The sequence below is a fragment of the Micromonospora sp. NPDC048935 genome (genome assembly GCF_043197875.1).
Classification (GTDB): Bacteria; Actinomycetota; Actinomycetes; order Mycobacteriales; family Micromonosporaceae; genus Micromonospora.
In genome coordinates, this window is sequence record NZ_JBICTZ010000016.1 from 33611 (window position 1) to 54259 (window position 20649).

The following is a 20649-nucleotide window of genomic DNA, read 5'->3' on the forward strand; positions in this document are numbered from 1 at the left end:
GCAGATCAGCGATCAGACAGACGAGGGCGATATGGCGACCGATGAGCAGCTCACCGACTATCTCAAGCGCGCGACCGCCGATCTGCGCCAGGTGCGCCGCCGGCTCCGTGAGATCGAGGACGGGGCGCACGAGCCCCTGGCGATCGTGGGGATGGCCTGTAGGTATCCGGGCGGGGTCCGGTCGCCGGAGGACCTGTGGGAGCTGGTCCACTCCGGAGGCGACGCGATCGCCGACTTCCCGGTGGACCGCGGCTGGGACGTGGACAGCATCGGTACGCCCGCCCCCGACGGCCAGCCGGCGGTAGCCCAGGGCGGCTTCGTCTACGACGCGGCCGAGTTCGATCCGGCGGTCTTCGGCATCTCGCCGCGCGAGGCGCTGGGAATGGATCCACAGCAGAGGCTCCTGCTCGAGGTGGCCTGGGAGGTCTGGGAGCGGGCGGCCATCGACCCCGCGTCGCTGCGCGACAGCCGGACCGGCACGTTCGTCGGCGCCTCCTTCCAGGGGTACTCGGCGAATCTGCACTCGGTCCCGGAGGACGTCGAGGGTTACCTGCTCACCGGAAGTGCCGCAAGTGTCGCCTCCGGGCGCCTCGCCTACACCTTCGGACTGGCCGGCCCGGCGGTCACCGTCGACACGGCGTGCTCGTCCTCGCTGGTGGCGCTCCACCTCGCCGGCCAGTCGCTGCGGCGGGGGGAGTGCGAGCTGGCCCTGGTCGGTGGCGCCATGATCATGTCGTCGCCGGAGGTGTTCGCGGAGTTCAGCCGCCAGCAGGGCCTTGCCGCCGACGGCCGGTGCAAGGCGTTCGCGGCTGCCGCCGACGGCACCGGACTCGCCGAGGGCGTCGGCCTCGTGCTGCTGGAGCGGCTCTCGGACGCGCGGCGCAACGGGCACCGGGTGCTGGCGGTGGTCAAGGGGAGTGCCATCAACCAGGACGGCGCCAGCAACGGGCTGACCGCCCCGCACGGCCCGGCCCAGGAGGACGTGATCCGTCAGGCCCTGGCGAACGCCCGGCTCACCCCCGCCGAGATCGACGCCCTGGAGGCACACGGCACCGGCACCCGGCTCGGCGATCCGATCGAGGCGGAGGCACTGCTCGCCGCCTACGGCAGGGATCGGGTGCGGGAGGACCGGGTCTGGCTGGGGTCGCTGAAGTCGAACATCGGGCACACCCAGGCCGCCGCCGGGGTCGGCGGCCTGATCAAGATGGTCATGGCGCTGCGGCACGGCGTGCTGCCGAAGACTCTGCACGTGGACGAGCCCACGCCGCACGTCGACTGGTCGTCCGGCAGGGTCGAGCTGCTGACCGAGGCCCGACCCTGGCCCGAGACGGGCCGCCCGCGCCGCGCGGGCGTCTCGTCGTTCGGCATCAGTGGCACCAACGCGCACGTCATTCTCGAACAGGCGCCACCGACCGACGGTGAGGAGCCCGCCCACCGGCCCGCCCCGAGCGTGCTCCCGTGGGTGCTCTCGGCCCACGGTGCCACGGCCCTGCGGGCCCAGGCCGAACAGATCAGGGCCCATGTGGCGGCCCGCCCGGAGCTGGACCCGGTGGCCGTCGGCGCCGCCCTGGCCGGACGGCACACGTTCGGTGACCGCGCCGTCGTCATCGGGCAGGACCGGGACGAACTCCTGCGCGGTCTCGACCTGCTGGCCGACGGCCGCGACGGTCATGGTGTCGTGTCGGGCGGCGGAAACCAGCCCACCGGTGCCGTGTTCGTGTTTCCTGGGCAGGGGTCGCAGTGGGTGGGTATGGCGGTGGAGTTGTTGGGGGAGTCGGGGGTTTTTGCGGGGCGGATGGCGGAGTGTGCGGCGGCGCTTGGGCCGTTTACGGGGTGGTCGTTGTTTGATGTGTTGCGTGGTGTTGAGGGGGCGCCGTCTGTGGAGCGGGTTGATGTGGTGCAGCCGGTGTTGTGGGCGGTGATGGTGTCGTTGGCGGAGGTGTGGGTTTCGTTTGGTGTGCGGCCTGTTGCGGTGGTGGGGCATAGCCAGGGTGAGATTGCGGCGGCGGTGGTGGCTGGTGGTTTGTCGTTGGAGGATGGTGCGCGGGTGGTGGCGTTGCGGAGTCGGGTTATTGGGGAGTCGTTGGCGGGGTTGGGGGGGATGGTTTCGGTGGCGTTGTCGGTGGGGGAGGTGCGGGGTTTGTTGGGGCGGTGGGGGGGTGTGGTGTCGGTGGCTGCGGTGAATGGTCCGCGGTCGACGGTGGTGTCGGGTGAGTCTGGTGCGTTGGCGGAGTTGGTGGCTGAGTGTGAGGCTGGTGGGGTTCGGGTGCGGTGGGTTCCGGTGGATTATGCGTCGCATTCGGTGCAGGTGGATGGGGTGCGGGAGCGGTTGCTTGAGGTGTTGGGGTCGGTGGTGCCGCGGTCGGGTGGGGTTCCGTTTCATTCGACGGTGACTGGTGGGTTGTTGGATACGGCGGAGTTGGGTGCTGAGTATTGGGTTCGGAATTTGCGGGAGACGGTGTTGTTGGAGGATCGGGTTCGGGGTTTGGTGGGTGATGGGCATCGGGTGTTGGTGGAGGTTAGTCCGCATCCGGTGTTGGTGCCGGCGTTGCAGGAGACTGTGGATGAGTGTGGTGAGTTGGTGGCTGTTGTGGGGTCGTTGCGGCGGGATGATGGGGGTCTTCGGCGGTTTTTGATGTCGTTGGGTGAGGTTTTTGTTCGGGGTGTTGGGGTGGATTGGGGGGTGGCTTTCGGGGGTGTGGGTGCCCGGTCGGTGGATTTGCCCACCTACCCCTTCCAACGCCAGTCCTACTGGCTGACCGAGCGGGGCCCCGGGGCCGGCGATGTCTCGGCGGCCGGCCTCGCGAGCGCCGACCATCCGTTGCTGGGCGCGGTCACCAGCCTCGCGAACGGCGATTCCTTCCTCTTCTCCGGGCGGCTCTCGCTGAACAGCCACCCGTGGCTGGCCGACCATGCCGTGCACGGCACCGTCCTGCTGCCCGGTACGGCGTTCGTCGAACTCGCCTTCCGGGCGGGAGACCAGGTGGGTTGCGATCTCATCGAGGAGATCACCCTTGAGGCCCCGCTCCTGATCCCGGTGCAGGGTGCGGTCCGGCTCCAGCTGACCGTGGGCGAGGCCGATGATCTCGGCCGGCGCAGCCTCGCGGTCCATTCCCGGCCGGACGGTGTCCCGGAGGACGTTCCGTGGACCCGCCACGCCGGCGCCGTCCTGGGCACCGGGGGAGCACCGTCCGCGCGGCCCGCCCTGGCGGACTGGCCGCCCGCCGACGCGGAGCCACTGGACGTCGCCGGCTTCTATGACGCTGCCGCGGCAGCGGGTTACGAGTACGGTCGGGCCTTCCAGGGCCTGACGTCCGCCTGGCGGCGCGACGACGAGGTGTTCGCCGAAGTCGCCCTGGACGCGGAGGAGGAGCGGACCGCCGGCCGGTTCGGGCTGCATCCGGCGCTGCTGGACGCCGCCCTGCACGCCGTGGGGCTGGGCGTGTCCGCGACCGACGAACTCAGGCTTCCCTTCTCCTGGCGCGGCGTGGTTCTGCACCGCACCGGGGCGTCCCGGCTGCGGGTGGCGCTGCGCTCGGGCGGTCCGGACGAGCTGGCGCTGACCGTCGCGGACGACACGGGCGCGCAGGTGCTGTCCGCCGTCTCCCTGGTGACCCGGCCGATCACTCCCGACCAACTCGCGGCCGGTCGACCCGGCCGCGTGGACGCGCTGTTCCGGATCGACTGGACCGCGCTGCCCCCAGCGGAGGAAACCGTTCCCCCGAGCCTGTGGGCCATGGTGGGCCCCGACTCGCTGGGACGCGACGGCGCCGAGGTCAAGCGCTACCCGAACCTGGGCGGTCTGGCTTTCGCGCTGGCCTCGGGCTCCGTACCGCCGGGCGTGGTGCTGGCCACCCTCCCCGCGGGTTCGGCAGACGTGCCGGGAAGCACTCGCCGGGCCGTCCGCACCGCCCTCCGACTGTTGCAGGGGTGGCTGAAGGACCCGCATCTGGACTCCTCGCGGCTGGTCTTCGTGACTCGGGGCGCGCTCGTGGCGAGGCCGGACGAGCAGGTCGGGGACCTGTCACACGCCGCGATCTGGGGTCTGGTGAGGGCGGCGCAGCTGGAGCATCCCGACCGCGTCGCGCTCGTCGACCTGGACGGCCGGGCGGAGTCGCTGGCGGCGCTCGAGCGTGCGGTCGCCTCCGGTGAGCCGCAACTGGCCGTCCGGGGCGGGACGCTGTTCGTCCCGGGGCTGGTGCGTTGCGCCCCGCCGTCCGGCGAGAGCGCGCGGCGTGCCTGGGACCCGGAGGGGACCGTCCTGATCACCGGCGGCACCGGGACCCTCGGTGGGGTGCTCGCCCGGCATCTCGTGACCACACGGGGGGCTCGGCACCTCCTGCTGACCAGCAGGCAGGGCATGGCGGCGGCGGGCTCCGCGGATCTCGTACGGGAGCTGTCCGCGCTCGGCGCCGAGGTCACGGTGACGGCCTGCGACGTGGCCGACCGCGCGGCGGTCGAGGAACTCCTCGCCGCCATCCCGGCCGCGCATCCGCTGACCGCCGTGGTGCACGCGGCCGGCGCCCTGGACGACGGGGTGGTCGAGGCGTTGACGGCCGAGCGTGTGGAGAAGGTCCTGCGCCCCAAGGTCGACGGCGCGTGGCACCTGCACGAGCTCACCGCCGACCACGATCTGGCAGCCTTCGTGCTGTTCTCCTCGGCCGCCGGTGTCTTCGGCAGCATCGGCCAGGCCAACTACGCGGCGGGCAACACGTTCCTCGACACTCTGGCGCAGGCCCGTCGGGCCCGGGGCCTGGCCGCCCAGTCGCTGGCCTGGGGCTACTGGGAGGAGGCGAGCGGTCTCACCGAGGGGCTGGGCGAGGCCGACCTGTCGCGCTTCAGCCGGCTGGGCATGGTGCCGATGTCGTCCGACGAGGGTGTGGCGCTGTTCGACGAGGCCACCGCCACGGGGGACGCTGTCCTCGTCGTGGCCCCGCTCAACCTGGCCGCCCTGCGGGCCCAGGCGGTGCCGGGCATGGTGCCGGCGATGTTCCGGGGGCTGGTCGGCGGCGTGGTCCGGCGCACTGCCGTCTCCGGTCCGGGCACCGCGGACAATGCCCTGCTCCGGCGCCTGGCGGGTCTGCCAGAAGCGGAGCGGGTAGGGGAGTTGCTGGACATCGTCCGCGCGAGCGCGGCCACGGTGCTCGGCCACGTGACGCCGGACGCGATCGGGTCGGACCGCGCCTTCCGGGACGTCGGGTTCGACTCGCTGACCGCCGTGGAGTTCCGGAACCGGCTGGGCGGGCTCTTCGGCCTCCAGTTGCCGGCCACGCTGGTGTTCGACTATCCGACCCCGGCCGTGTTGGCCGGCCACCTGGCAGAGCGGGCCTCCGGCCTGGCCCCCGCGTCGCCGGTGGCGCCGCTCGCGGCCGGCGCGGCGGTCGACGAACCCATCGCGATCGTGGGGATGGCCTGCCGGTTCCCCGGCGGGGTGGCCTCACCCGAAGACCTGTGGGGCCTGCTGCTGGCGGGCGGTGACGCGATCACGACCTTCCCCACCGACCGCGGCTGGCCCGACGACCTCTTCGATCCCGACCCGGAGGCGTACGGCAAGTCGTATGCCACCGAGGGTGGCTTCCTCCATGACGCGGCCGACTTCGACGCCTCGTTCTTCGGTATCTCGCCCCGCGAGGCGCTGTCGATGGACCCACAGCAGCGGCTGCTTCTGGAGACCTCGTGGGAGGCGTTCGAACGGGCCGGCATCGACCCCGCGTCGGTGCGGGGCAGCAGGACCGGGGTGTTCGCCGGAGTCATGTACAACGACTACGGCACGCGGATGCCGTCCGGAATGGAGGGTTTCGAGGGTTACCTCGGCAATGGCAGCGCGGCCAGTGTGGCGTCCGGCCGGATCTCCTACACCTTCGGTCTTGAGGGCCCCGCGATCACCGTGGACACGGCCTGCTCCTCCTCGCTGGTGGCCCTGCACCTCGCGGCCCAGGCACTACGTCAGGGCGACTGCACGTTGGCGTTGGCCGGCGGGACCACGATCATGTCCCAGCCGTCCCTGTTCCGGGAGCTCAGCCGCCAGCGGGGCCTTGCCAGGGACGGGCGCAGCAAGTCGTTCGCCGCCGCCGCCGACGGGGCGGGTTTCTCCGAAGGCGTGGGGATGCTGCTGGTCGAGCGGTTGTCCGACGCGCGCCGCAACGGCCACCGGGTCCTCGCGGTGGTCCGTGGCACGGCCACGAACCAGGACGGGGCGAGCAACGGACTGACCGCTCCGAACGGGCCTTCGCAGCAGCGGGTGATCCGGCAGGCGTTGGCCGACGGCGGCCTGACGGTCCGCGACGTGGACGCGGTCGAGGCCCACGGCACGGGTACGACCCTCGGCGACCCGATCGAGGCCCAGGCTCTCCTGGCGACCTACGGTCAGGACCGACCGGAGGACGCCCCGCTCTGGCTCGGTTCGCTCAAGTCGAACATCGGCCACACCCAGGGGGCCGCGGGCGTGGCCGGTGTGATCAAGATGGTGTTGGCGATCAGGCACGGGCTGCTCCCCAGGACGCTGCACGTGGATGAGCCGTCCCCGCACATCGACTGGTCCTCGGGTGCGGTGAAGCTGTTGACCGAGGCCCGTCCGTGGCCGGAGACCGGGCGACCGCGCCGCGCGGGTGTCTCCTCGTTCGGCGTCTCCGGCACCAACGCCCACGTCGTCATCGAACAGGCCGAGGAGGAGGGGGAGGAGCCCGGCGCCGAGCCCTCGGCGCAGGACCTGCTGCCCTGGATCGTGACGGCCAAGACCGGCAGGGCGCTGCGCGCGCAGGCCGAACGCCTCCTCGACCTGGACGGCGTCGATCCCGTCGGGGTCGGCCGGGCGCTCCTGGCGACACGCTCGACGTTCGACCACCGCGCCGTGGTCCTGGGCCGGGAGCCGGAGGACTTCAGGAACGGCCTACGTGCCCTGGCCGAGGGTGTGGCCGCGCCGAACGTGGCGCAGGGCATGGCCAATCTGAGCGGCAAGGCGGTCTTCGTCTTTCCCGGCCACGGCTCGCAGTGGCCGGGGATGGCGGCCGAACTGCTGGAGGACTCGCCGGTGTTCGCGGCCCGGATGGCCGAGTGCGTCGCGGCCCTGTCCCCGTACCTCGACTGGTCTCCGCTGGACGTCATCCGCCAGGCGGCCGACGCGCCGTCCATCGAACGCCTCGATGTGATGCAGCCGGTGCTGTTCGCGGTGATGGTCTCCCTGGCCGAGTTGTGGCGGAGCCACGGTGTCGAGCCGGCGGCCGTCGTCGGCCACTCCCAGGGGGAGATCGCGGCAGCCTGCGTGGCCGGCGCGCTGAGCCTTCCCGACGCGGCGCGCATCGTGGCGCTGCGTAGCCGCCTCCTCGTGGAGGAACTGCTCGGTCTCGGCGCGATGGCGGCCGTCCGGCTGTCCCCAGCGCTGGCGCAGGAGCGGATGGACCGGTGGCGCGGCAGCATCGTGGTCGCCGCCGTCAACGCGCCGGGGGCCGTGCTCGTCGCGGGCGACCTCGCCGACCTGCACGAATTCGTCGCCGAGTGCGAGGCGGACGGGATCAAGGCCAGGGTGCTCTCGGCGTCGGCCGCGACTCACTGCCCCATCGTGGACAGGGTGCGCGAACCGCTGTTGGCGCTTCTCGGCCCCATCGAGTCGCGCCCGTCGTCTGTCGCCTTCTACTCGACCGTCACGGGCGGCCTCGTGGAGACCGGCGGGACGCTCGGCACCGAGTACTGGTTCCGGAACATGCGCGAGCCGGTGGCCTTCGAGGCGGCGGTGCGCGCGCTGCTGGCCGACGGGTACCGGATGTTCGTCGAGTCGAGCGCCCACCCGGCCCTCTGCACGGGGGTGCAGACCATCGCCGCCGACCTCGGTGTGGACACCGTCGTGGTGGGCTCGCTGCGTCGCGACGAGGGCGGTTGGGTCCGGTTCGCGGGTTCGCTCGCCGAGGCGTACGTGCGTGGTGTTCCGGTGGACTGGAAACCCGTGCTGGGCTCCGGTGACGTGCGTGGCACGGAGCTGCCGACCTATGCCTACCAGCGGGAGCGGTTCTGGCTGGACGTCCCCGCCCGGCGACCGGGCGACATGTCGTCCGCGGGCATCGACGCCGCGGGTCATCCGCTGCTCGGTGCCGCCGTCGAGGTGGCCGACACCGGCACGCTCCTGCTCACCGGCAGGCTCGCCCTCGCCGACCAGCGGTGGCTGGCCGGTCATGCGCTGCGCGACGCGGTCCTGCTGCCCGGCACCGCCTTCGTCGAGCTGGCGATGCATGCGGCCACCGAGGCGGGCAGCGACCTGATCGAGGAACTGGCCCTGCACGCGCCGATGGTGCTGCCCGAGGAGGGGGCGCTTCGCCTGCAGGTCCTGGTCGGTCCCGCGGACGCGTCCGGCCGCCGAACGCTTGGCGTGTACTCCCGGCCGGACGGGCCGGACCTACCGTGGACCCAGCACGCGGAGGGCGTGTTGACCAAGGGTGCGGCCGGTCCGGTCGCGGATGCCCTGACGGAGTGGCCCCCGGCGGGCGCGGAGCGGGTCGACCTCGACGGCTTCTACGCGGCGGTCGCCGAGGCCGGCTACGTCTACGGGCCGGCCTTCCAGGGGCTCCAGGCCGTCTGGCGCACCACCGGCGACGACGTCGAGGTCTACGCCGAGGTGGCCCTGCCGGAGGGCCTGGGCACCGCTGCCGGGTTCAGTGTGCACCCCGCCCTGCTGGATGCCGCGTTGCAGGCACTCGCCGCGGCGGGTGGCACCGACCCGGCGAACCCCGGCGGCCCGGTGCGGCTCCCCTTCTCCTGGACGGGGGTGTCGGTGCACGGGGCAGCCCCGACCAGTCTGCGGGTGCGTCTGGCCCGCGTCGGCCCGGACACGGTGTCGATCGTGGCGGCCGACGAATCGGGCACACCGATCCTGTCCGTCGACGCCCTCGTCATCCGGGCGATTTCCGAGGAGAACATCGCGCAGTTGCGCGGTCGCCACCGCGACGCCCTGTTCCAGCCCGACTGGATTCCCGTCGCGCCCGGTCGTCTGACGGCCGCGAGGCACCTGGAGGAGCTGGGCCGCGGCCGGTACGCCGATCTCGCAGAGCTGGTCGGCGCGGTGCGGGAGGGCGCCCCGGTCCCGGACACGGTGGTGCTGCCCACCGGCACGTTCGCGGCCCCGGGCGGGGATTTGGCGGCCGCCGCCCGTGCGGCCTCGCACCGCCTGCTGGCGGAGCTCCAGGTGTGGCTGGCGGCGGACGCGCTGGCCACGTCGAAGCTTGTCGTGGTGACGTCCGGCGCGGCGGTGGTCCGTCCACAGGACGGTGTACGTCTCGATCAGGCCGCGCTCTGGGGCCTGGTCCGGTCGGCCCAGTCGGAGCACCCCGGGCGTTTCGTCCTCGTGGACAGCGACGGGCACGACGCGTCGCTGCGCGCGATTCCGGTCGCCGCGAGCTGCGGGGAGCCGCAGGTGGCGGTGCGGGAGGGTGCGCTGTGCGCGCCGCGGCTGGCCCGGGTGGCGCCCTCCGCCGCCGCCGAAGGCGGGTGGGATCTCGACGGGACCGTCCTGGTCACCGGCGGAACGGGCGGGCTGGGACGCCTGCTCGCCCGCCACCTGGTCCGGGAACGTGGGGTGCGCCATCTGGTGCTCGCCTCGCGCCAGGGCCCCGAGGCGGACGGCGTGGCGGCCCTGGTGGCCGAACTGGCGGAGACCGGTGCCGAGGTGACGGCCGTGGCCTGCGACGTCGCGGACCGCGAGGCTCTGCGGGGCCTGCTCGCGGGGCTCTCCCGGCCGCTGACCGGAGTCGTGCACGCCGCCGCCGTTCTGGACGACGGCGTCGTGTCCGCGCTGAGCCCCTCCCGCCTCGACGCGGTGCTCCGGCCCAAGGCGGAGGCGGCCTGGCACCTGCACGAACTCACCGCGGACCTCGACCTGAGGGCCTTCGTCCTCTTCTCCTCCGCCGCGGGAATCCTCGGCTCTGCGGGCCAGGGCGCCTATGCCGCGGCGAACGCGTTCCTGGACGCCCTGGCCCAGCACCGCCGTGCCGCCGGGCTTGCGGCGCAGTCGTTGGCCTGGGGCCTGTGGGAGGACCTGGCGCAGCGGACCGGCGGCGACGTTACCCGCCTGGTCCGCTCCGGCGCGGTGGCGATGTCCGCGCGGGAGGGACTGGACCTGTTCGACACCGCACTCTCCCTGTCGGCCCCGGTCCTGGTCCCCGCTCCGATGGACCCACCGGCGCTGCGTTCCTGGGCCGAGGAGGGGAGCCTGCCGCACCTGCTACGGGGCCTCGTTCCGCCGGCCCGGCAGCCGGTGGGGCGTCCCGACGGCCCGCAGGCCCTTCGCGGCAGCCTGCTGGGCAGGGACGCCACCGCGCAGGAGGCCGTGCTGGTCCAGCTCATCCGGAACCAGGTCGCCACCGTGCTCGGCTTCGGCAATCCCGATGAGGTGCATCCCACCAGCGGGTTCAAGGAGATCGGATTCGACTCCCTGACCTCGCTGCAACTGCGCAACCGCCTCAACGCCGCCACCGGGCTCCGCCTTCCGGCCACGCTCCTGTTCGACCACCCCACGCCGGGAGACCTGGCCCGGCGGCTGCTCGTGGACCTCACGTCCGACGGCGGGGCCGCGCAGGCACCGTCGCCGTCGTTCGGCTCGCTTGAGGCCATGTTCCGCCAGGCCTGCGAGCAGGGCAGATTCGATCAGGGCCTGGAGTTGGCGGTGACCGCCTCGGGGCTGCGCCCGCACTTCGACGAGACCTCGAAGGAGGTGAAGTTCCCGGACCCGGTCCGGCTGGCTCAGGGCCCTGCCACCCCCCGCCTGGTCTGCTTTCCGTCCCTGGTCGCCCTGTCGGGCACCTTCCAGTACGCCCGCTTCGCGACATCCTTCGCGGGCGTCTGCGATGTCTCGGTGCTGCCGGAACCGGGCTACTCCGCGGGCGACCCGCTGCCCGCCTCGGTGAGCGCGCTTGCCCGCCTGCACGCCGACGCCGTTCGGACCTTCGCGAACGGCACTCCATTCGTGCTCGTCGGGTATTCCTCGGCCGGCTGGATCGCGCAGGCCGTCGCCGCCGAACTCGAGGCGCGGGGCCTCGCCCCGGCGGGCCTCGTCCTGATCGACTCCTACGCGCCGGACAGTCCTGTCCTGGCGTCCGCACAGGCGGGAATCCTTCGAGGGCTCTTCGAGAGGGAGAAGGACCTCGGCCTCATCGACGACACCTGGCTCACCGCACTCGGGGCGTACTCCAAGATCTTCTCGGCCTGGACCCCGGACCGGACCGCCCTTCCCACCCTCCGCATCCGGGCCGCGGAGCTTCTCGGCGGCGGGACCGCTCCCTCTGCCACGGACGCCGTGGAGGTGCCGGGAGACCATTTCACGATGATGGAGGAGCACGCCACCACGACCGCCAAGGCCGTCCTGGCCTGGATCAATACCCTCTGACGGTGCCGAGGTGGGAGCGGGTCACCGGGCCGGGCCGGGGGCAGGGGTCACCGGAGCCCGGTGGCACCCGCGTCGTGCGGTGCCGGCAGGTCGAACGTGAGCCCCCGGTAGACGGACGCGTTGCCGGCGAGGCGTCGGCACGCGGCGAGGGTCTGCCTCAGCTTCGAGCGGTACTCCGTCTCGGTGCCGTCGAGAAGGACGCCCAGCGTGGTGCCGCTGTGCGCGCACACCACGCCGAGGCCGCCCACGTCCCGGCAGGTCGCCCGCAGTGCGGCCAGCAGCCGTTTCGGCCTCAGCCGCTGGTTCATCTCCGCGCTGCGGGTCGCGACCCTGCCGACCTCCGTCAGGTCGCCGGTGCGGACCGCGGCGCTGAGACGGTGCAGCAGGTCGGCGTACTCGTGCTGGTCTCGTCGCGAAAAGGGTTTCGGGAGCCGGTTGAACTCAAGGGTGTCGACCTCGCCGCCCTCGTCCACTCCGACCACCGACACCGGAGGCAGCGAGCCGAGCGTCGACCGGATGCGGACGGCCCGGTGGTGGAAGGCCACCACGCCCGGATACAGCACGCCGTCGGTCGGTTCGATAGCGCGCAGGTAGTCCTCGAGCCGCGTCGGCGGGAGTTCGACTCCGAGCACGCCGCAGACGGCGTGTGCGGTCGCGACGAGGTCCGCCGACGAGCTGGCGAGCCCCTTCCCCTCCGGGATGTCGCTGCGCAGCACCAGGTTGCCGCCCGTCGTCCCCGTCGCGTGGTCGGCGGCGATGAGACGGGCCAGGGTGAGCGCCTTGGTCTTGTGCGGTGGCCAGACCGCCAGGTCGCGCAGCTCCGGGTCACGGTGGAAGGTCGCTGTGGACCACCGCGCGATGGGCATGGTGACCAGGAAGTCACCGTCCTCTTCCGGCAGCACGCCCTGTAGCAGCTCTCCGAAGGTGCCGTACGCCCGGCCGACGAAACGGTTCCGCGGGCGGCGCGTGCTGGCCTTCGGCGTGGTCATCGCCCCGCCGCCACCGCAGACTCCCCCCGCCGGTCCGCCACGGTCGTGAAGCGCAGTTCACCGACGGCGGCCCTGGCCCGGTCGAGGGCCGCACGTGCCGACGTGCCCGTCGCCCACGCGTACGCGGGCCGGTCCCGGGACATGGTCAGCGGCGAGATCCGGTCGCCGCGACCGACGGTCACCGATACGTCCCGCACGTGCGGAATCAGGCGGGCCGCGTCGATTCCGTCGATCGACTCGATGACGCCGTCCGCGGTCGGCTCGGCGTACCAGATCGCGGCGTAGAGCGGTGCGGCGTCGAAGCGACGCTTCGCCACCTCCACGTCGTCGAGTACGGACATTCCCACGCTCTGCCGCACCAACGCGTCGGCGAGGTCGATGGACGAGATTCCCGCAAGCATCTGCGGGATCTCGTCGCCGGCCAGCCGCAGGTGGGTTTCGATGATGCGCACGCGCTCCGGCGTGACGATCACCTCCGTGTGCGTGACACCGGTCTGGACCCCGAGGGCGTCGAGGGCCGCCCCGACCGTCCGCTCGATGTCCGAGCGGACCTCCGGCGACAGCGGGGCGGGCAGCACGTGCCCGATCTCGACGAAGCCGTTGGCCAGGTGCTTCTCCGTCACACATACCACCAGGTGTCGCCCGTGCTCGCTGACGGCCTCCACGCTGAACTCCCGGCCCTGGTGGAACCGCTCCACCATCACCTGCGTGACGTCGAGACTCTCGGCCGCGCTCGTGGCGTGCCGGAAGGCCGGACCGATCTCGTCCGCCGACCGGACGAGGACCACCCCGCGACTGCCCACTCCGCTCAGCGGCTTGCAGATCAACGGGTAACCGGCCTGGTCACCGAAGCGGCGGATGTCCTCGACGGTGTGCGCCACGGCCGCCGGCGTGTCGTCCACCCCGGCCGCTGCCAGGCGTTGGCGCATCGCACACTTGTCGCTGATGTACCGGTACGTCTCGGCCGAGGGCGCCGTCAGACCCAACGCCTGCGCGATCGCCGCCGTCTTGTCGGTGTCGTACTCGGTGAAGTTCGCCAACCACGTCACGGGTGCGACGTCGTTGATGAACGTGGCGGCGGCCACCCACTCCGACACCGCCGCCGACTGGGGGAGCACGACCAGGCGATCGATCCGCTCGGGCTCCTGCAGGTACGGCACCGCCTGCTGCTGACAGATCACGCTGGTCCTCAGGCCGGGACGAGCCGCCCGGGCACGCGGCGGGAGCTCGCTGCCCGCGCCGATGATGAGCAGGTGCAACTCATTCCTCCTTAGTGAGCGGCCGGTGCGGCTGGCGCGGTGGCCCCGCGGGTGTGCTGTTCGCGAGCGAGCCGCTGCCGCTCGACGAGTCGGAGGGTCGACCGTCGGAAGCCGGCGCCACCGAGAACGAACGTGACCCCGAGCAGAGCCCAGCCGTACGGGCCGAAGCTGCTGACGAGCGCGGTGACGGCGGCGGGTCCGCAGACATCACGGGCGGACTGACCGAGGCCGAACATCGCCAGGTAGGAGCCGCGTGCGTCACTCGGGGACAGCGCGAAGGAGATCTCCCAGGCAGCGGCGGCGTGCAGGTTCTCGCCGAGGGTCAGCAGCACGGCGGCGACCGACACGAGCACAGCGGTGACGATCGGTCCGGCGATGCCGACAAAGCACAGGGTCAAGCTCGACCCGGCCAGCAGGGCGCCGGCCGCGACCGCCGCCCACGCCGCCTGGGGCACGGTCCGGGTGAATCTCGTCCACCACACCTGCCCGGCCGCGGTCAGAACGGTGTTGATGGCGAGGACGATGCTCACCATCGCCGTGGGTGCGTCCTTGTCGCTGGCCAGCCACAGCGGCAGCGCCACGAACAGGACGGTGTCGTGCAGCGACAGCACGCCGTTGAGGCCGCTGAGCCCGAGGTGTCGCCATCTGCCCACGCGCGCGGCGGGTTCGGCGACCTCCGGAAGGGCCGCGGCTGCCTCCACCGCGTCGGCGGCGGGACGGATCCGCCACAGTTGGCTGGCGGTGAAGACGAACGACAGGCCGTTGGCCGCCGTCAGGAGGAGGAAGCCGGTGCGGAGATCCACGGTCAGCACGGCCGCGGCGGCGAGCGCCCCACCGGACATGCCGATGTTCTGGGTCGCCCGCATGACGGCCATCGTCTTCGTACGGGCCGCGCCGTCGAACAGGCTGCCCACGAGGGCTTGGGTGAGGGGGTAACTGGCCTTGTCCGCCACCCCGATGACGCAGACCAGCACGAGGAAGCCGGTGAAGTCGTCCACCCAGAGGTAGGCGAGGTAGACGGCCGCCCGCAGGAGGTGTAACGCGACGAGGGTCGGACGGAATCCGATCCGGTCGGCGAGGGCGGCGATCGGCATGGCGGCGACCAGGCCGGCGGCACCGGCTATCGAGATGCCCAGCGACACCTCCCAGGCGCTGAGGCCGATGACCCGCGTGAAGTACATGACGTTGCCGGCGTAGAAGAGGCCGCTGCCGAAGGTGCCGACCAGGGCGTTGACGACGAGGATACGAGCGGGTCCGGCGGGAATGGCACGGGACACCCGGGTCGCTAACCGCGGGGGCATGAGTGCTCCGCGTGCGGCGCCACGCCGTTCGCGCCGGCGTGGTCGGCGCTCGTGGCCTCGATCAGGGCCATCGCCGTGGACGGGTCCGGTGCGAACCGCACGAGCTGGGACACCGGCAGGTCGAAGAAGCCGTCCTCCTCCATCCGCGTCAGCTGCTGGTGGAGCCCGTCGTAGAAGCCCCCGATGTTGATGATCACGATGGGCTTGTCGTGCACCCGGTGCCGCTTCAGCTCGATGACATCCGTCGCCTCGTCCAGCGTGCCGGTGCCGCCCGGCAGCACCAGGACGGCGTCGGAGCGTTCGAGCAGCAGCGCCTTGCGGGCGGCGAGATCAGCGGTGACGATCACCTCGTCGCCCTCGTTGAGCTTCTGCCGCAGGACCCAGCGCAACGACTCGACGGAGACCCCGATGAGGCGACCGCCCGATTCCTGGACGGTGTCGGCCAGGATCTGCATCAGACCGGCCTCGGACCCGCCCCAGACGAGATCGTGCCCGTGGCCGCTGATCAGATTGCCGAGTTCCCGTACCGCGCTGGCGTAGGACTCGTCGGTGTTGGTGGCGGATAGGAATACGCAGATTCGCACTGACGGATCTCCCGTGTCTGGTCTTCGATCGGGTCGGCGGTGCAGCGGTCGGCCAGGTGGTGGTGTCCGTGCGGACGGACGCCCGGGCTCACGAGGGGAACAGGTCGGGTTGCCGCTCTGCCAACCAGGCCACCGCCTGGCGCAGGGGCGCGGCGCGCATGGTGTGGCGCATCCGCTCCGCGAACGACATCTCGGCGAGGGTCGTGCCGGTGTCGCCGACCTCGAAGACGGGGGTCCACCCGCCGAGGTCGCCGCGCGGAGGGACGATCCGTCCGGTCGTCTGCCCCTGCCACACGCTCGTCTCGCCCCGGTGGACGACCCCTACCGCGCTGACCGCGGTGGCCGCCGTCGGTCCCTCCGCGGTGAGTGCCTGGTACAGCCGGGCCGTACCGAGTTCTTCGACGAACCATTTGATGAGGGCGCCCGGCAGCGTGTGCCAGTGGTGCACGAAGAGCCCGGTGTCCTCGACCAGGACCGGCTTCGTGAGGCCGGCGGCCGCCACCTGGTGGAGCTTGTGACGAACGACCACGGCGGGATCGGGCGACTGGATCTCCGTCAGTTCGATGTCCAGCGGCTCGATCCCGGGGATGATCTCCCGGGTCTCGGCAATCTTGATCTTGTTCTGGCTGGCCAGGTAGGCGACGACCATGGGGGAGCGCATCCTCGGATTAGACGTGTCACAGGACCGGCATGTCGTACCACCGCACGGGTGGGTCGCCATGCGACAGGGGGAGTACGAACTTGTGTGCCTCCAGCAGTTGGGTGTCGTAGGACTGGCCGGCCCGGGCGAAGCGCTTCCTGATGCTCTTCCGCACCCGGCCCGGGTCGCGCCCGAGGCGGAGGTGGAACGAGCTGTCGGGTTGCAGCAGCACGAAGACCTGGTTCTTGATGCCGAAGGTGTACCTGCTGTGGTGGGGGCCGTAGATCGGGGCGAAGACGGCCATGAAGTAGTCCATCTCCGCGTACGACAGCCGCCAGCGAGGCTGTTGGATCAACTCCGGGTCCACCGCCCGAGGCTGGCTCGGGTCGCCCCGCAGGACGGCCCGCACCAGGGAATGTGTCAGGCGGCCGAGACCTCGCAGGTCGGCGGCGTCCACAATGGTGAGGGGGAACCAGAGAACGAACGCGTCGAGTCGGTCCCGTTCGGCGCGACGGGTGAAGCTGGTCAGGTCCGGCAGCGCGCGGTCCAGGTGATCGTCGATGGGGCCACCCCGGTAGCTCGGTGCCGCGACGAGGTTGGCTCCGCTGGCGAAGGGGCATCGCGTCTGCGCGGTCAGCGGGCGGATCGCGTCCAGGGCAGGGACCCCGTCCCCGGTGGGCCACCGGCCCGACTCGCTGTTGACAGTTGAGACAGTCACGGCATCGGGCTCCTCCACGAGACTCACAGGTCCGGACCCAGGTGTCGGACGTCTAGCCGCGGTCGACGCGACGTTCGGCGAGGACGTGCCCCCACTGGTGGTAGTGGTCGACCGGGTAGTCGAGGTGGGCCCGGTCGAGGGTGGGCGCCATCGCCCGGTTGTAGTGCACGTGCCACTCGGGGCGGCCGTGGAAGTACTCCTTCCACCACCCGGCCTCCGGGCAGTTGGGCCGGCCCTTGTACTTCTCCTCGTAGGGGAGCATGTAGTCCACGTAGAGCAGCCCACCCAGCCGTACGCAGCCGCCCACCAGGTCGACCATGTCGGCGAGGTCGTGGCTGATGTTGTTCGAGTACTGGAGCGCGCCGCTGGTGAAGACGCCGTCGAACCGACGCTCCGGCGGTGTGTCGACGAAACTGCCGTGGTGGATGTCGACAAGCTCCTCCAGCCCCTCCGTCTTGAGACGGGCGGTGAGCCCCGGCACGTGCACCCTGCCGCTGCTGTCCTCCTTGTAGCCGCCGAAGAGGGTGATCTCGTCGATGTCGGCAGCCCAGACCCTGATGCCCCGCCGGGCCGCGGGCAGCACGAACTTTCCGTCGGCACAACCGAGCACGGCCAGGGTGAGCGGCTCACCCGGTGCGGCCGGTGTCAGCCGCCGGAGGAAGTGGTAGAAGCGCTTCGGGGGCGCACCCCACAGACTCGCCGTCTTCATGGGTGTTGTCTCCTCGGTGCCGGGGCTGTCACAGCCCTTTGAATAGGTGAGAGGTGGTGATCAGGACCGTGCGATCGGCGGACGGGATGACGCCGCGTCGCCGGAGGTCGTCGTAGGCGGCCAGCACGGTGCAACTGCTGATCTCCCAGGTGTGCCCGTGTCGACCCGCCCGCTCGTACCAGCCGGTTGCCACGTCCTCCCGCACCACCACGACGCTGCCCGCACTGCGGGTCACCGCGGCGTGGGCCTGCACGGTCGTGCTGTCCCCGGCGATGGAGTGGAGGCTTCCGGCGCTGTCGGGAAAGCGTGTCGCGACGTCCCGGCCGGCGAGCACCTCGGACAACCGGGGGAAGGGTTCGACCAGGTGGAGGCGTGGCACGCGACCGCCCGTCAGGGCCGACCACTGGGTGAAACCGAGGTGGATGCCCCACGCCAGATCGCCACGGCTCGACGGAATCACGACGTCGTCCACCCCGCCGGGCACGTTGGCCGCGATCTCCCAGGCGATGGCCTTGTAACCCTCGATCCCGAAGCAGCTACTGCCGATGACGATGTCGGCGACGTTGGAGACGGCCAACGAGTCGTCGCGCGCGGCCGCCTCCTTGACGTACCGGACACGTTCCTCGTCCGTGTCGAAGGTGCGCAGGTCCGCTCCGAGCCCGCGCAGCGGCCCCGCGAGCGATTCGGGCAGCCAGGTGAAGCCGGCCACCACGGCCCGGAGACCGACGGCGGCGGCGAAGGCGGCGGTGGCCAGCCCGGCGTTACCGGAGGATCCGACGACGACGCGCTCGTAGCCGGAGACCTTCGCGTGGGTCACCACCATCGCCGCGAACCGGTCCTTGTGGGATCCGGTCGGATTCGCCGCCTCGTTCTTGACGAGCACCCCGTCGAGCCAGGGCAGTGGGAACAGCGGCGTGTGCCCCTGGCCCAGATTCGGAACCACCGGGTACGGCACCAGTTGGTCCTGGCGTACCGCGTCGGTGGGGTAGCGGCAGAACAGGTTCGAGCCGTGGCCCGCCGCGGCACAGGAGGGGCATCCGAGCGGATAGTCGCCGACCGGATGCTGGGTACCACATCGGACGCACTCCAGCGCCGTGACGGCGGTGCCGCTCGGCGGTCGTACCGCGTCCGTCATGTCACGTCCCAGACGTATCCGTGGGCGGAGGCGTGGTCGACGCCGGGTACGCAGAAGACGGACTCGTCATCGGACCGCTCCCACAGCCGCAGGCTGTCCTGGAGAGGCGCCTGCTCCGGCGTGTCACCCCGTTCGTCCCCGAAGCCGCTGAACAGGTAGGTGGGTGTGTCCGCCGGCCGGTGCCGCAGTAACGCGTCCCGCAGGAGCAGGAAGCGCCGGCGGGCCAGTTCGGCGGCCGGCACCTCGGTCGGGTACCGCTCCGGCTTGGCCTCACCGTTGTGGCGCAGCATGTAGGCGACGACGCCGAGCCCCGCGGCGGCAACGCCCTCGACCTGCCGCCGGATCTTCTCCTCCGTGTGGCTGTGGAGGCAGAGCGAGATGACGCAGATGCCGCCGTTGAACGGCGCCCCCAACCGTGCCGACGCGTACTGCCAGGCCGAGAGCCCGGGGAGGACCCGCACCCGCGGCAGGCTCCGCGCGTCGGCGATGGCGGACAACTCGCTGATCAGCGGGCCGGCCATGCCGAGGAGGCCAGGATCCCCGCCGGACACGATGACCACCCGCTCGCCGGCCCGGGCGCGGTCGAGGGCGGCCCGTGCCCGAGCGGCGAAGACGTTGTCGGTGGTGTCGGTGAGCGTCTGCACGTCGAAGCACTCCGCGCCGTCGCGCACCAGGTGCCGCACGGAGGCGATGAAGTCCTCGTGCCCGATGACGACGTCCGCCTCCTGGAGGCTGGTCCGTGCCTCGCTCGTGACATCCCCGCCATAGCCGATGCCGATTACCGAGATAGTCACTTCCGCACCACCAATTCGAGTTCCTCCTCCACTGCGGCCAGGGCCTCTTCCACCTGTTGCTGCGTGTCGGCGGCGACGATCACAAAGGCGGGTCGGTCGCCGAGCACCTCCTCCGTGGTGATCTCGTCACCGACGTGCCACGGGAACTCCAGCTGCACGACGTGCGGCAGGTACCGGGCTCGGTGCACCCCGCTGTGGGCGCTGACCCGGCCGGGCGGCGGTTGCAGGAAGCGCACCGCCGCGACGCGGTGGTGCCGCGGCGTGAGGTGTGTGGCCGGGGCCAGCCCGAGCCGGGCGGCCAGGGCCAGCCGCACCATGTCGATGCCGAGGGCTGCCTGGACCAGCTCCCGGATCTTGCCGCCGCCGTGACGGGTGTGGGTCTCCAGGACCTTCGGTCCGTCGGCGGTGAGGATGATCTCGGTGTGGGTCAGGCCGTGGCGTACGCCGAGAACGTCCAGAAACATCCGGACCGTGTCTTCGACCGCCCGGGTCTCGGCGGGGCTGAGTGCGACGGGGAAGATGTGCCCGTAGGCGACGAACTCGCCGGCCGCGCCCTTCGTCCCCAACTCGGTGCTGGTCAGCCCGATGACCGTGTGCTGCCCGTGCTGGCTGAACGCCTCCACCGACAGTTCGCGTCCGTGCAGCTCCGGCTCCGCCAGAAAGGGATAGCCGTCGGACGGCGGCGAGTCGCCATTCTGGTAGCGCTTGACCCCTTCGGAGCCGACGCCGGCGACGGGCTTGACGATGTACGTCTCGCGGGCCTCGCGCAGGAACGCCGCGAACTCATCCTGGCAACCGAGCCGGAGCCAGGGCAGCCGCAACTGCGGTGTCCCGTCCAGACTGGCCCGCATCAGCGACTTGTCGATCGTGCGGCGGACGACGTCGGGGCTGTTGTCCGCCACACCCAGCAGGGCGTTCACCTCGGCGGACAGGCTCATCGCGACTTCGGTGAGCGTGAGGCAGGCGTCGGCTCCGCCGATCACGGCACGGGCGGTGGCGACGATGGACTCGGGGCTGCGTTTCAGGTAGTCGGCGTCCGCGAGGGCGCAACTGCCGGCGGGCAGATCCAGGATCGAGACGAATGCGGGCGTGTCGATCACGAGCACCTCGGCACCGAGCCGCGTTGCCTCCTCTACGGTGTGTCGGGTCACG

At 71.6% G+C, this 20649-nt stretch carries 10 protein-coding genes and 1 pseudogene; 1 reads left to right on the forward strand and 10 read right to left on the reverse strand.

The features are described 5' to 3' along the window. Window positions 1-37 precede the first annotated feature (37 nt). Window positions 38-11368: pseudogene (locus ACGFIW_RS31030) on the forward strand (type I polyketide synthase); the annotation flags it as partial. A 47-nt stretch (window positions 11369-11415) separates the two neighbouring features. On the opposite strand, the gene ACGFIW_RS31035 reads toward ACGFIW_RS31030, so the two are convergent. The 10 genes from ACGFIW_RS31035 to ACGFIW_RS31080 all read right to left on the reverse strand — a co-directional run bounded on the left by ACGFIW_RS31035 (window position 11416) and on the right by ACGFIW_RS31080 (window position 20648). Further along, window positions 11416-12357, reverse strand: a complete 942-nt coding sequence (locus ACGFIW_RS31035; protein ID WP_393323338.1) for a kinase — start codon at window positions 12355-12357, stop codon at window positions 11416-11418. Further along, entirely contained in the window at window positions 12354-13616 is a 1263-nt protein-coding gene (locus ACGFIW_RS31040) for an ATP-grasp domain-containing protein (protein WP_393323340.1), read from the reverse strand. The genes ACGFIW_RS31035 and ACGFIW_RS31040 overlap by 4 nt, the downstream gene beginning before the upstream one ends. An 11-nt stretch (window positions 13617-13627) precedes the next feature. Beyond that, window positions 13628-14917 carry an MFS transporter gene (locus tag ACGFIW_RS31045; protein ID WP_393323343.1) on the reverse strand — a complete coding sequence of 430 codons (1290 nt, stop codon included), beginning with the start codon at window positions 14915-14917 and terminating at the stop codon, window positions 13628-13630. Continuing rightward, window positions 14902-15501, reverse strand: coding sequence for a TIGR00730 family Rossman fold protein (locus ACGFIW_RS31050; RefSeq protein WP_393323345.1), 600 nt, complete (start codon window positions 15499-15501; stop codon window positions 14902-14904). The genes ACGFIW_RS31045 and ACGFIW_RS31050 overlap by 16 nt, the downstream gene beginning before the upstream one ends. 88 nt (window positions 15502-15589) lie before the next feature. Continuing rightward, a complete protein-coding gene (locus ACGFIW_RS31055; protein ID WP_393323347.1) occupies window positions 15590-16162 on the reverse strand; it encodes a non-canonical purine NTP pyrophosphatase in 573 nt (190 codons plus the stop codon). A gap of 16 nt (window positions 16163-16178) precedes the next feature. Continuing rightward, window positions 16179-16859 (reverse strand): hypothetical protein, encoded by a 681-nt coding sequence (locus ACGFIW_RS31060; RefSeq protein ID WP_393323350.1) that lies wholly within the window; start codon window positions 16857-16859, stop codon window positions 16179-16181. A gap of 52 nt (window positions 16860-16911) precedes the next feature. Beyond that, window positions 16912-17568 (reverse strand): class I SAM-dependent methyltransferase, encoded by a 657-nt coding sequence (locus tag ACGFIW_RS31065; protein WP_393323353.1) that lies wholly within the window; start codon window positions 17566-17568, stop codon window positions 16912-16914. 28 nt (window positions 17569-17596) lie between these two features. Then, window positions 17597-18703, reverse strand: coding sequence for a pyridoxal-phosphate dependent enzyme (locus ACGFIW_RS31070; RefSeq protein ID WP_393323356.1), 1107 nt, complete (start codon window positions 18701-18703; stop codon window positions 17597-17599). Next, window positions 18700-19497, reverse strand: a complete 798-nt coding sequence (locus ACGFIW_RS31075; protein ID WP_393323358.1) for an SAM-dependent methyltransferase — start codon at window positions 19495-19497, stop codon at window positions 18700-18702. The genes ACGFIW_RS31070 and ACGFIW_RS31075 overlap by 4 nt, the downstream gene beginning before the upstream one ends. Then, window positions 19494-20648, reverse strand: a complete 1155-nt coding sequence (locus tag ACGFIW_RS31080) for an ATP-grasp domain-containing protein (protein WP_393323361.1) — start codon at window positions 20646-20648, stop codon at window positions 19494-19496. The genes ACGFIW_RS31075 and ACGFIW_RS31080 overlap by 4 nt, the downstream gene beginning before the upstream one ends. Window position 20649 lies beyond the last annotated feature (1 nt).

Bases quoted from the DNA above. Each gene is read 5' to 3' on its own strand.
- ACGFIW_RS31070 (WP_393323356.1), bottom strand. From the start codon at position 18,703: ATGACGGACGCGGTACGACCGCCGAGCGGCACCGCCGTCACGGCGCTG.
- ACGFIW_RS31035 (WP_393323338.1), bottom strand. From the start codon at position 12,357: ATGACCACGCCGAAGGCCAGCACGCGCCGCCCGCGGAACCGTTTCGTC.
- ACGFIW_RS31065 (WP_393323353.1), bottom strand. From the start codon at position 17,568: ATGAAGACGGCGAGTCTGTGGGGTGCGCCCCCGAAGCGCTTCTACCAC.
- ACGFIW_RS31045 (WP_393323343.1), bottom strand. From the start codon at position 14,917: ATGCCCCCGCGGTTAGCGACCCGGGTGTCCCGTGCCATTCCCGCCGGA.
- ACGFIW_RS31055 (WP_393323347.1), bottom strand. From the start codon at position 16,162: ATGCGCTCCCCCATGGTCGTCGCCTACCTGGCCAGCCAGAACAAGATC.